Annotated in this window: 14 protein-coding genes; all 14 read left to right on the forward strand. The window is 34.6% G+C overall.

Annotated features, from left to right (window positions below):
• Nucleotides 1–113 precede the first annotated feature (113 nt).
• The 14 genes from ACEWFH_RS03925 to ACEWFH_RS03990 all read left to right on the forward strand — a co-directional run bounded on the left by ACEWFH_RS03925 (nt 114) and on the right by ACEWFH_RS03990 (nt 12,110).
• Nucleotides 114–854, forward strand: a complete 741-nt coding sequence (locus ACEWFH_RS03925) for a YveK family protein (protein WP_473726190.1) — start codon at nt 114–116, stop codon at nt 852–854.
• The gene (locus tag ACEWFH_RS03930) at nt 844–1,545 is read left to right on the forward strand and encodes a CpsD/CapB family tyrosine-protein kinase (RefSeq protein ID WP_473726191.1); all 702 of its coding nucleotides are present in this window, start codon (nt 844–846) and stop codon (nt 1,543–1,545) included. The genes ACEWFH_RS03925 and ACEWFH_RS03930 overlap by 11 nt, the downstream gene beginning before the upstream one ends.
• 149 nt (nt 1,546–1,694) lie before the next feature.
• Complete coding sequence (locus ACEWFH_RS03935) at nt 1,695–2,462, forward strand: tyrosine-protein phosphatase (protein WP_473726192.1); 768 nt, start codon at nt 1,695–1,697, stop codon at nt 2,460–2,462.
• Between the two features lie 18 nt (nt 2,463–2,480).
• On the forward strand, nt 2,481–3,365 hold the full coding sequence (gene galU / locus ACEWFH_RS03940; RefSeq protein WP_473726193.1) for a UTP--glucose-1-phosphate uridylyltransferase GalU: 885 nt from the start codon (nt 2,481–2,483) through the stop codon (nt 3,363–3,365).
• A 102-nt stretch (nt 3,366–3,467) separates the two neighbouring features.
• A complete protein-coding gene (locus ACEWFH_RS03945) occupies nt 3,468–5,288 on the forward strand; it encodes a polysaccharide biosynthesis protein (protein WP_473726194.1) in 1,821 nt (606 codons plus the stop codon).
• Nucleotides 5,289–5,597: 309 nt separating this feature from the next.
• Complete coding sequence (locus tag ACEWFH_RS03950; RefSeq protein ID WP_473726195.1) at nt 5,598–6,728, forward strand: DegT/DnrJ/EryC1/StrS family aminotransferase; 1,131 nt, start codon at nt 5,598–5,600, stop codon at nt 6,726–6,728.
• The gene (locus tag ACEWFH_RS03955; protein ID WP_473726196.1) at nt 6,728–7,378 is read left to right on the forward strand and encodes a sugar transferase; all 651 of its coding nucleotides are present in this window, start codon (nt 6,728–6,730) and stop codon (nt 7,376–7,378) included. The genes ACEWFH_RS03950 and ACEWFH_RS03955 overlap by 1 nt, the downstream gene beginning before the upstream one ends.
• Nucleotides 7,375–7,992 carry an acetyltransferase gene (locus ACEWFH_RS03960; RefSeq protein ID WP_473726197.1) on the forward strand — a complete coding sequence of 206 codons (618 nt, stop codon included), beginning with the start codon at nt 7,375–7,377 and terminating at the stop codon, nt 7,990–7,992. Before ACEWFH_RS03955 ends, ACEWFH_RS03960 begins: the two co-directional genes overlap by 4 nt.
• Before the next feature lie 65 nt (nt 7,993–8,057).
• Nucleotides 8,058–8,606 carry a glycosyltransferase gene (locus ACEWFH_RS03965; RefSeq protein WP_473726198.1) on the forward strand — a complete coding sequence of 183 codons (549 nt, stop codon included), beginning with the start codon at nt 8,058–8,060 and terminating at the stop codon, nt 8,604–8,606.
• Nucleotides 8,607–8,626: 20 nt separating this feature from the next.
• A complete protein-coding gene (locus ACEWFH_RS03970; RefSeq protein WP_473727205.1) occupies nt 8,627–9,217 on the forward strand; it encodes a glycosyltransferase in 591 nt (196 codons plus the stop codon).
• 83 nt (nt 9,218–9,300) lie between these two features.
• On the forward strand, nt 9,301–9,585 hold the full coding sequence (locus ACEWFH_RS03975) for a hypothetical protein (protein ID WP_473726199.1): 285 nt from the start codon (nt 9,301–9,303) through the stop codon (nt 9,583–9,585).
• A gap of 109 nt (nt 9,586–9,694) precedes the next feature.
• A complete protein-coding gene (locus tag ACEWFH_RS03980) occupies nt 9,695–10,306 on the forward strand; it encodes a glycosyltransferase (RefSeq protein WP_473726200.1) in 612 nt (203 codons plus the stop codon).
• A gap of 326 nt (nt 10,307–10,632) precedes the next feature.
• On the forward strand, nt 10,633–10,896 hold the full coding sequence (locus tag ACEWFH_RS03985; RefSeq protein WP_473726201.1) for an acyltransferase: 264 nt from the start codon (nt 10,633–10,635) through the stop codon (nt 10,894–10,896).
• Between the two features lie 14 nt (nt 10,897–10,910).
• A complete protein-coding gene (locus ACEWFH_RS03990) occupies nt 10,911–12,110 on the forward strand; it encodes an O-antigen ligase family protein (RefSeq protein WP_473726202.1) in 1,200 nt (399 codons plus the stop codon).
• Nucleotides 12,111–12,118 lie beyond the last annotated feature (8 nt).

Here is a 12,118-nt window from a genome sequence, read left to right on the forward strand (position 1 = left end):
TGTAAAGAAAAGACCATAATTTTCAAATATTTATAAAAAACCACCTTTATTGGCAAATAAATATGCTATAATACAACGAAATTACAAAACTATCAATAGTACCGGAGGCATTCATGGAAGAAACGATTTCCTTAAAAGATATTGCCGTTACTTTAAAGAAACGGTTCGCTTTAATTGCGCTTATTGCTGCAATCGCAGTAGCTGTAAGTGGTGTGATCTCTTACTTTTTCCTCACACCGGTTTATCAGGCATCTACGCAGATTCTGGTTAACCAAAAAACAGAGCAAACAGTACTTGATCCAAATCAAGTTCGGACAAATGTTGAAGTTATTAACACATACAGCGTAATCATAAAAAGTCCAAAAATTTTAAATGAAGTTGTACAAAAACTGGACTCCAATTACACAACAGACTCACTGGTTGAAGCGATTACAGTCAACAGTGAACAAAACGCACAAGTTTTTAACTTAACAGTACAGAACGAAGACCCCGCTAAAGCAGTGAAGATTGCCAATACCATCGCAGAGACATTCCGTGCAAAAATTCCTGAAATTATGAACGTAGATAACGTAGAAATTCTTTCGCCAGCTGTTTTAAAAGACAATCAAGCTCCAATCAAACCGAAACCGCTCTTGAACATTGCCATCGCATTAGTCGTTGGGTTAATGGCAGGTGTAGGAATTGCCTTTTTACTCGAATACTTAAATAACACGATTAAGACAGAAGAAGATATTCAGAAGATTTTAAATTTACCTGTACTTGGATCCATTCCAAAAATCTCAATCGATGATGAAAAATCACCTATTTCTAAAAAAGCAAAAAAACGCATGGGAAGTGAAACGCTTGAGTCGTAAATTTAGAAAGACCATTCAAGATCTAACCCAAAGAAGTTTGATTACACATAATAACCCGAAGTCACCGATTTCTGAACAGTATCGTACAATTCGTACCAACATTCAATTTGCATCTGTCGATCAAGAAATGAAAACGTTGATGGTAACATCCGCTGGACCAGGGGAAGGGAAATCAACGACGGCTGCTAACTTAGCGGTTGTTTTAGCTCAGCAAGGAAAACGGGTTCTTCTCATTGACGCTGATCTTAGAAAGCCTACGGTACATTACACATTTAAAATCAGTAACATATACGGCGTAACCAATGTATTAACTCGACAAACGACATTAAAAGATACGGTAGTCGCTACAAAAATTCCTGATGTGGATGTTTTGCCGAGCGGACCAATACCTCCTAATCCTTCTGAATTAATTGATTCTAAATCAATGGATAGCTTAATTGAGGAAGCACGTGCCCTATACGATTACATTTTGTTCGACACGCCACCGATCATGGCTGTTACAGATGGACAATTGCTGTCTAACAAAGTGGATGGAGTCATACTCGTTGTTTCAAGTGGGAAAACAGAGGTTGAAGCAGCGGTTAAGACAAAAGACTTGCTTATGCATGCGAAAGCGAAGGTAATAGGAGCCGTTTTAAACGAAAAAGAGATACGAAACGACAATTATTATTACTATTACGGTACGAATTAACACATTATTTGCACAATTCGACAAAAAAACACCGTTGTAATAATTACCAGCTATGCTAATATAGCGTTAGGTTTCCAAATGTAAGCAAATAGAACTAGTTCACAAAGGTACTAGTTCTATAGACCTTCTTAAGGTGGAGAAAGCTTCTTATGATTGATATACATAGTCATATTTTACCAGGTGTTGATGATGGAGCTCAGAATCTTGAAGATGCGATTGGAATGGCTGAAGCAGCAGTGAAAGAGGGGATTACCCATCTATACGCAACTCCGCACCATCGAAATGGAAGATACGAGAATAACAAGGACTCAATAATTCATGAAGTTGATATTTTTAATCAAGAATTAAATAAACGTCATATATCGCTTCATGTCTTACCTGGACAAGAAATTCGTTTATACAAAGAACTAGTGGAAGATCTTGATCAGGGTACCTTAATACCATTACACCATGAGTTGAAATATTTACTGATTGAATTTCCTTCTAATCATATTCCTTTATATGCCGCAGATGTTCTCTACGAATTGAATCTTAGAAACTATCAGCCAATCATTGTTCACCCAGAGCGAAACAGCGAGATTATTCAAAATCCAGATTTGCTAGTTGACTTTATAATGGCTGGAGCACTCACACAACTAACTGCGAATTCAGTAATCGGTCACTTTGGAAAAAACATCATGAAATTTTCACATGAATTGTTAAAAAACAACATGGCGCACTTGATTGCGTCCGATGCGCATAACGTAACAAGCCGTGGGTTTTCTTTAGCCCAAGCTTATGAAACCATACAAAAACAGTATGGTGTGGATATGAGATATTACCTGCAGGAAAACGCTGAACTTGTCCTTAAAGGTGAAAGTATCTTAATCGAACAGCCAACACTTATTAAGAAAAAGAAATTTTTAGGTATCTTTTAGAGGAGGACAACCTTACCAATGAAAAAAGTAAAAAAAGCAATCATACCTGCAGCGGGATTAGGGACCCGTTTTCTGCCGGCAACAAAAGCCATGCCTAAAGAGATGCTGCCAATTGTGGACAAACCAACGATTCAGTACATCGTTGAAGAAGCCATAGAATCGGGCATCGAAGACATCATTATCGTGACAGGTAAAGGGAAACGAGCTATCGAAGATCATTTCGACCACGCCTTCGAACTCGAACAGAACCTGTTTGAAAAAGGGAAACTAGAGCTATTAGAAAAAGTTAGACACTCTTCAAAAATAGCTGATATACATTATATTCGTCAGAAAGAGCCAAAAGGTTTAGGTCATGCCGTAAATTGTGCGAAAAAATTTATTGGAGACGAGCCTTTTGCCGTATTACTAGGAGATGACATCGTCCAAGCGGAAAAGCCTTGCTTGAAACAGCTTATAGAACAATATGAAGAAACAGGCTCTTCTATCATTGGTGTACAAGAGGTGCCCCAAGATCAGACAAGCCGTTACGGCATCATCGATCCGATGAGCCAAACAGGAAATCTGTATGGTGTTCAAAACTTTGTAGAAAAACCGATGCCCGGTACAGCGCCATCTAATCTTGCCATTATGGGCCGTTATATCCTAACACCGGAAATCTTTCAATTTCTAGATGCACAAGAAAAGGGTGCTGGCGGAGAGATTCAACTCACCGATGCCATTCAAAAGTTAAATACTTTGCGGCGAGTTTTCGCATATAACTTCGAAGGCAGACGTTATGATGTTGGGGAAAAGTTAGGGTTTATCACAACAACACTAGAGTTTGCTCTGAAAGATAAAGAGATTAGTCACCAGCTGTTACCAGAGCTAGAAAGACTATTAGAACGGATGAAAGTAACCCTTTAGGCTTTATTGTTAAATAAAGTAGAAGGTTTGTTAATTAAAAGTTAATACCTGTTTAGGGTATTATTTTGCTCAAAAAATACAATGTAAAGAAGGGATTTAAACTTGAGCTATCAAAAGCGAGTATCGATGCTGATTCTACTGGATTCGTTAATTGTACTAACGTCAATTTATGTAGGTTATTACACGCTTCATCCATACTTTGATATTTTTAACTTTCCAATGCTTGTCATTAGCTCTATTGCACTTCTTGCTAGTCATCATTTATTTGCATTTAAATACCGCTTGTATCATAGAGCCTGGGAATATGCGAGTGTAGGTGAAATGCTTGGAATCGTTCGTGCCGTTACGTTATCGATTCTTGCGGCAGGAGTAATCCAACTAATTGTGAGTGGTAATGTATATGTAAGAGTGCTTGGAATCACATGGATGCTGCATATCATTTTGATTGGGGGATCACGCTTCTCCTGGAGAATGTTTAGAGATAATTACATAAGCTCACAGATTGAAAAGAAAAGAGCCTTAATAATTGGTGCGGGTTCTGCAGGTTCTATGCTTGTTCGTCAATTGAAAAAGAGCAATGATACTGATCTTTATCCAGTTGCTTTTGTAGATGACGATCCTAAAAAACAAAGACTTCAGATTTATGGTGTACCCGTTAGTGGCAAAACCAATGATATTCCGAAGCTAGTGGAAGAACTTAACGTTGAAAAGATCATCATCGCGATTCCTTCCTTAAGTAAGAAAGAAATCCAAAAGATCTATCAAGAATGCAGTAAAACCACAGCAACTACCAAGATTATGCCGATGATTGAAGACATTGTGTCGGGTAAAGTATCCGTTAATCAATTTCGTGAAGTGCAAGTAGAGGATCTACTAGGCAGAGATCCTGTACAGCTTGATACTGACAGTATATCGAAGACAGTGACAGGTAACACGATACTCGTAACAGGTGCTGGTGGATCCATAGGATCTGAAATTTGCCGCCAGGTGAGTAAGTTCAAACCGAAAAAACTTCTATTATTAGGTCATGGTGAAAACTCGATCTATCAAATCGATATGGAACTTCGAAATAAGCATGGTAAAGATTTAGAAATTATTCCTATTATTGCAGATATTCAAGATCGAGATCGTATCTTTGAAGTGATGAGTGTATATACACCAGACGTAGTTTATCATGCAGCGGCACATAAACATGTTCCGTTAATGGAGTACAATCCGAAAGAAGCTGTAAAGAACAATGTAATCGGTACGAAAAACGTAGCTGAAGCAGCAGATATGTTTGGGGTAACGACTTTCGTACTTGTTTCATCTGATAAAGCTGTTAATCCTACAAACGTGATGGGATCGACAAAACGAATAGCAGAGATGGTTATTCAAAAATTGGACAAGGAAAGCCAAACGAACTTTGTCGCTGTTCGATTTGGAAACGTGCTAGGAAGTCGTGGATCCGTAATTCCACTCTTTAAAAATCAGATTCAAGCAGGTGGACCAGTTACCGTTACTCATCCAGATATGACTCGTTACTTCATGACAATTCCAGAAGCATCACGACTCGTTATGCAAGCGGGTGCGTTGGCAAGAGGCGGGGAAATCTTTGTTCTCGATATGGGAGAACCCGTTAAGATTGTAGACCTTGCTAAGAACCTTATCCGGCTATCAGGTTATAACCTTGATGAAATTGGGATTAAGTATGCTGGTATCCGACCTGGTGAGAAGATGTATGAAGAGCTTCTTGGAGAGAATGAAGTTCATAAGAAAGAGGTTTTTCCTAAGATTTTTATTGGGAAGACTGTGGAGTTTGATTATGATAGAGTGTCTAATCTAGTTGAAAATCATCAATCTTTTGCCGCTCATTATTTATCGGATTATGTTTTAGAACTAGCGAATAAGAATGAACAAATGTTAGTGAAAAATGTTAACTAAGAGCTAATGTGAAGTAAAAAAAGATAAAGGGGTCCCTTTTTATAAGGGCCCTGCTTGTATGTTAAAAGGTAAGAGGAAAGTGGCTGCGAGCTAAGAATAAATGCTGAAAATCTTGAGGTATGTAGTAAGAGTTATTTGAATGAATGGTATATATAATAGGTAGAAACTCGGTTTTGTAATTAAGTGTCGTGTTTGATTATTAAATATAAATGCATTATTAGTGGTTTAGTAGTTGGTTGGAAACAAAGAGTTCTAACCAAGTCCTAATCTACTAAAGCATTAACTTAACATAGGAAGGAAGACTTGAAGATGGCAACTACAAAAGTAAACGAAAGAATATTCCTCTCTTCACCACATATGAGTGATGAAGGTTATGAATTGCAATACGTACAGGAAGCATTTGATACAAACTGGATTGCTCCTCTTGGAGAAAACGTAAATGGATTTGAAAGAGAGCTGGCAAAAAAGGTTGGTTCTAAAGCTGCAGCAGCACTTTCCTCTGGCACGGCTGCTATTCATTTAGCTCTTAAAGCAGCAGGAGTTGGAGAAGGGGATATTGTATTCTGTCCAACACTCACTTTCTCTGCTACTGCTAATCCAATCATCTATCAAAATGCTATTCCTGTTTTTATAGATAGTGATTATGAAACTTGGAATATGAGTCCGAAAGCATTGGAAGAAGCATTTCAGAAGTATCCAGAGGTAAAAGCAGTTATAGTTGTTCACTTATATGGTTTATCCGCTGATATGGATAAAATCCTGGAGATTTGTAAGAATCATAACGTAGCCGTTATTGAAGATGCTGCTGAGTCTCTGGGTACTTACTATAAAGGTAAGCATACTGGAACTTTCGGTGATTATGGCATCTTCTCTTTTAATGGAAACAAGATTATCACAACTTCTGGTGGTGGAATGCTTGTTTCTAATAATGAAGAAAGAATTTCTAAGGTAAGATTCTGGGCTACCCAATCAAGAGATCAAGCAAGGCATTATCAACATAGCGAATTAGGATTTAATTACCGAATGAGTAATGTTGTTGCTGGGATTGGTAGAGGTCAACTAAAGGTTTTAGATCAGAGAGTAGCGAAGAAAAATTATATCTTAGAATTTTATAAGAGGGAACTTTGTGGACTAGAAGGTGTTGAGTTTATGCCAAGTAATGAGTGGGATGAACCAAATTACTGGCTAAGTTCGATTACGTTGACTGGTAAGGTAAGACCAATTGATATATTTAATGCATTGGAAGCAGAGAATGTTGAGTCAAGGCCGGTTTGGAAACCGATGCATCTGCAGCCGTTCTTTGAAAAATATGATTTTGTTGGTGAAGGTATATCTGAAAAGTTGTTTGAGGATGGGGTTTGTTTGCCTTCTGATACGAAGATGACGGATGGGGATTTAGAAAGAGTTGTGGAGATTATTAAAGGGTTGTGGATTAAATAATGAAGAATTCCCAAGGTGGTATTTATAGAAGATTTATAAAAAGGCCGATGGATTTCATTCTTTCTTTAATTGCTATTATCATTCTTACTATTATTCCAGTTTTCCCTATAGTGGCAATCCTTGTGAGAATTAAGTTAGGCAGTCCAGTCCTTTTTAAACAAGAAAGACCAGGGCTTAATGAAAAGATCTTTATGATGTATAAGTTTCGAACGATGACGGATGAAAGAGATCATAATGGTGAATTTCTGCCAGACAGTGTTAGGCTAACGAAGTTTGGAAGGTTCCTGCGTTCTACGTCACTCGATGAACTTCCGGAGCTTTTTAATATCTTAAAGGGAGATATGTCCATTGTAGGACCTAGGCCATTATTGGTACAGTATTTGCCTCTTTATAATGAACGTCAAAAACGGCGTCATGAGGTTAGACCGGGGTTATCTGGTCTGGCTCAGGTAAGTGGTAGGAATGCTATTGGTTGGGAAGATAAGTTTGTTCTTGATGTACATTATGTGAATCATGTGAGTTTTTTAGGTGATTTAAAAATTATATTTTCTACTTTAAAGAAGGTTTTTGTAAGAGAAGGTATCAACTCAGAGACGGCAGCAACTATGGAACCATTTAAAGGATCTGAAAAGGAAAAATTAGAACTATGAAAAGTAATTTACTAATTATCGGTGCTAGTGGACATGGTAAGGTTGTTGCTGACATTGCATTAAAAATGAACAAATGGGATAGTATTGCTTTCTTGGATGATAACTCAAATATAAAATCAACAATGGGAATAAAAGTAGTAGGTAAAACGTCTGATGCATTTAAGTACTTACAGAATAGCGATATTTTTGTAGGTATTGGCAATAATTTCATAAGAAGAAGACTTCAGCAAAAATTAGAAGCTGAAGGTGCAAATTTACCTATTCTTATTCATCCAAGTGCTGTTATTGGAGAACAAGTTTCATTGAGTTCTGGAACGGTAATAATGGCAGGAGCTGTTATTAACTGCTGCACAACAATAGGAAAAGGATGTATCGTAAATACAGCTGCTTCAATAGACCATGACAACGTTATTGAAGATTATGTTCACATTTCACCTGGCGTTCATTTAGCTGGGTCGGTAAAAATAAGGCGTGGTTCGTGGCTAGGTATTGGTAGTATAGTAAGTAATAATGTAGTAATTGAACGAAAATGTAAGATTGGTGCAGGAGCCGTGATACTCAATGATTTAACTGAGAGTGGTACTTATGTAGGTGTGCCAGGCAGGAAATTATGATTGAATTTAATGGACCATCTTTATATGGATAAAACCGACCGACATATCAACTAGGAGATTTGATTGTGAAAATATTAATTTTAGCAAATAATGATGTTGGATTATATAAATTCAGAAATGAGCTAATACAAGAGTTAATTTCACCTGGAAGCTATTTAGATAAAGAGATTGAAAGTATGAGTGTGACTAAAGAAAAAAATGAAGTTTTCATTTCTTTACCAAATGGTGAACTGGTGCATCCTTTATTAGTAAAGGGATGTAAATTTCTAGATACACCTGTGGACAGAAGAGGGATTAATGTTCTTAAAGACCTGAAACTAATTATTAATTATTTCAAATTAGTTAGTCAAATTAAGCCTGATTTAGTAATTACTTATACGATTAAACCAAACATATACGGTGGTTTAGTATGTAGATTTAGAAAAATACAATATGCAATAAATATAACTGGTTTGGGTACAACTTTTCAATCTGATAATTTTATTAAAAGTTTAGTAACACGTTTATATAAAATTGCTATTAAAAAAGCCAAAGTTGTTTTCTTTGAGAACGATGAGAATAGAGAAACATTTATTAAAAATAAGATCATTGAAAAAAGCAAACCTTTAAATTAAATGGAGCAGGTGTAAACTTGGTGGATTATCCATTTACTGATTATCCAACTGATGAAGAAGGACTTCATTTTTTATTTATCGGTAGAGTAATGAAAGAAAAAGGAATTGATGAACTTTTTGAAGTAGCAAAAGAGATTAAGAAAAAATATAAGAATGTGGTATTTAATATTGTAGGTCCATACGAAGATGATTATAAAGAAAAAGTGGAAAAGTTACATAACGATCGTATTATAAAATATCATGGGTTTCAAACAGATATAAAACCTTTTGTGAGAGAAAGTCATTGCTTTATATTACCATCCTATCATGAAGGCATGGCGAATACCTTGTTAGAAGCCGGTGCTATGGGAAGACCTCTAATTACAACTAACATCTCAGGCTGTAAAGAGGCAGTTATTGATAAAATTAATGGTTTTTTAGTTAAAGTAAGTGATACATCAGACTTATATAACAAGGTTGTAGAATTTATTGATCTAGATTTTTTTAATAAGAAAGAAATGGGATTAGAGTCTCATCAGCACATTTCAAATAAATTCGATAAAAAAAGGTTGTATATAACACAGTCAAAAGAGTATTTGGATGATTTTGTTAATCCTGACTTTCGAAAGTAATCTAAGAAAGGATAAATAGTATGGAGAATATAATAAGAGTTTTACATGTTTTTAATTCGATGAATAGGGGCGGAGCAGAATCAATGATTATGAATTTATATCGCCAGATTGATAGGAGTAAAATTCAGTTTGATTTTGTTGTTCATACAAAAGAAGAGTGCGCATTTAATCGCGAAATTGAAAGACTAGGCGGTAGAATTTATTATCTTCCGCGCTTTAAGGGGTATAATTTAATAGATTTCATAAAAAAGTGGAAAACTTTTTTTGACAATCATAAAGAATACAATATAATTCATGGCCATATTGGCAGTAGTGCTGCATTGTATCTTTATTTAGCAAAAAAATGGATTATATACAATTGCTCATAGTCATAGTACAAAACAATTTACTCTAAATATTAATTCTATAAAGGAAATGATGTTTCACTTTATTTCGTATTTTACTAGATATGTAGCAGACTATTTTTTTGGATGTTCAATGCTAGCGGGGAGAAGTCGCTACGGCCAGAAAATTGTAGAATCAAAAAAATTCACAGTATTAAATAATGCTATTAAAATTAAGGATTATATTTTTGATGAAGATATACGAAAAAAATATAGATTCAAGTTCAATTTGGAAGATCAATTTGTAATTATTCATGTTGGTAGATTTGACATCGCTAAGAATCAGACATTTCTAATAGATGTTTTTAAAGAATACTATAAATTAGATAAAAATGCTATTTTAGTTTTAGTGGGAGATGGCCCCTTAAAGAAAGAGATGGAAATAAAAGTAGAAAAATACGGGTTGATAAATAATGTTATTTTTACTGGAATTCGAGATGACGTTAATCATTTATTACAAATGAGTGATATGTTTGTATTTCCATCAATATATGAAGGGTTACCTGTTACTTTAGTTGAAGCACAAGCTACAGGATTGAAATGTTTAGTTTCAGATAATGTTACAGAAGAAGTTAAATTAACAGAATTAATTGAGTTTATATCATTAAATGAGTCTAAAGAAAACTGGGTGAGAAGGATAAATGAGTCCACCAATTATAAACGTGCCGATTTAAGTAAGGATTTAACAATGGGGGCTATAATATAGAAGAAACTGCAAATTATTTAGAGGAGTTTTATATAAATGGATATAAACAATGCTATTAAAGATTTAATTCGTACAATTATTGGGGAAGTACCCACTAAAAAATTATTAAGACGAGGATTAAAGGTAGGGAGAATTTTTCCAGGCAACAAGGGTGTTTTATTGACCCTACACATTGTTGGTTAATTTCTATAGGGAATAATGTAACTTTTTCCTTACGTGTTACTGTTTTAGCCCATGATGCAAGTACTAAACTTATTACTAATTACACGAAAATAGGGCGTGTATCTATTGGAGATAATGTATTTGTAGGAGCTAATGCTACAATCTTGCCTAATGTAATTATAGGAAATAATGTTATTATTGGTGCTAATAGTGTTGTTACAAAAAATATTCCTAGTAACTGTATAGTTGCAGGAAATCCTGCAAGGATTATTAGGACGGTTGAGGAATCTACTGAAAAATTGAATGTACTTTTCAATAATTCTACTAAATTCTCTAAAGAATATACAATAAATGGTAATTTAACCAAAATGAAGAAGAAAGAAATGTTGGAGCACTTAGCTAATGGGAAATGTGGATTCATTGAATAAGGAGCAAGGTGAAAATGAAAATAAAGATCAGCGAAAACTGGATCATAAATATAAATAGCTTTATACAAGCGCTAATGATATCAACAAGTTTTTTAGCTGCTTTTTTATCTTTGCGATTTAATTTTAATAGTGGGTTTATACTTATCAGTACCGCAGTTATACTTATTATTCTATTATTAGAAACAATGATTACAAACAGAGTCCATATCCCCAAAAGGTTTATTTGGTTTGTTGGTCATATTCTATTGTTAGTTGTCTTCACATTTCTTTTAAATGGCGATAAGACAAGTATCAATCTGATTTATATTTTTTACTATTGCATTCTAGCATACTATGTAATGAGTTTGAAAAATAATATTGTCGTGTTATTAAAATCTATGATTTACATCTCTGTGATTTCTATATTTGCCTATGGGATTATCTTTGAAGATATGGATTTAGGTAGAGCATATAGTATGTTACCGGGTATGTTGGCAGTTTTAATATTCTTGAAATTTTATAGACATAAATTAAATGTGATCTTATTGGTATGTTGCTTAATCGATTTAATAATCTTGTTAAAATTAATTATGACTGCCAACCGTGGTGTGATAATAGCAATTGCATTTACAGTTCTTGTTGCCATATTAAATAGTTTTGATAAGAATGGCATTATAAATAAATTAAGTACACTCAAAATAATATTATATTTAATGATTGGTGTTTTCACTTATGTAATTATTATTTATTTTGAGCAAGTTCTTGAAAACTTATTAGTAATATGTAGGATGTTGAATATAGAAGCCTATTTTCTGGAGAAATTTAAAATTTATTTAGAATTGGGCGACGTTACTAACGGACGCACGGATATCTATAAAGAAGCTATAAATGGGTTCGCTCAAAGTCCAATTGTAGGAAATGGTATTGGTGTTTTTCAATATAATGAGAATACTAATACAAGTTATTATCCCCATAATTTTGTATTACAGTTATTACATGACGGTGGCCTTTTGTTAGGTCTGTCTTTTATTTATAAAGCAATAAAGCTTACATTTGCAAGTTTCATGGGGAAAATTGAAGAAAAAGATGATTTTTGTCTTGTAGTATTTATAGTTTGCGCTTCAATACCTCAAGTTAGTTTTTCAAGTGATATTTGGATGGTACCATCTTTTTGGATGGTAATTGCAGTTTTTGATAAATTGTACAAGAAAAAGACAGTTCTTAAATCGTTTTAAAAGTCTGT

This window comes from Fictibacillus sp. EA-CB0309 (assembly GCF_055814265.1).

Coding starts and splice junctions, on each gene's coding strand:
- ACEWFH_RS03925 (WP_473726190.1), top strand. CDS start 114: ATGGAAGAAACGATTTCCTTAAAAGATATTGCCGTTACTTTAAAGAAA.
- ACEWFH_RS03935 (WP_473726192.1), top strand. CDS start 1,695: ATGATTGATATACATAGTCATATTTTACCAGGTGTTGATGATGGAGCT.
- galU (WP_473726193.1), top strand. CDS start 2,481: ATGAAAAAAGTAAAAAAAGCAATCATACCTGCAGCGGGATTAGGGACC.
- ACEWFH_RS03950 (WP_473726195.1), top strand. CDS start 5,598: ATGGCAACTACAAAAGTAAACGAAAGAATATTCCTCTCTTCACCACAT.
- ACEWFH_RS03955 (WP_473726196.1), top strand. CDS start 6,728: ATGAAGAATTCCCAAGGTGGTATTTATAGAAGATTTATAAAAAGGCCG.
- ACEWFH_RS03960 (WP_473726197.1), top strand. CDS start 7,375: ATGAAAAGTAATTTACTAATTATCGGTGCTAGTGGACATGGTAAGGTT.
- ACEWFH_RS03975 (WP_473726199.1), top strand. CDS start 9,301: ATGATTATGAATTTATATCGCCAGATTGATAGGAGTAAAATTCAGTTT.
- ACEWFH_RS03980 (WP_473726200.1), top strand. CDS start 9,695: ATGCTAGCGGGGAGAAGTCGCTACGGCCAGAAAATTGTAGAATCAAAA.
- ACEWFH_RS03990 (WP_473726202.1), top strand. CDS start 10,911: ATGAAAATAAAGATCAGCGAAAACTGGATCATAAATATAAATAGCTTT.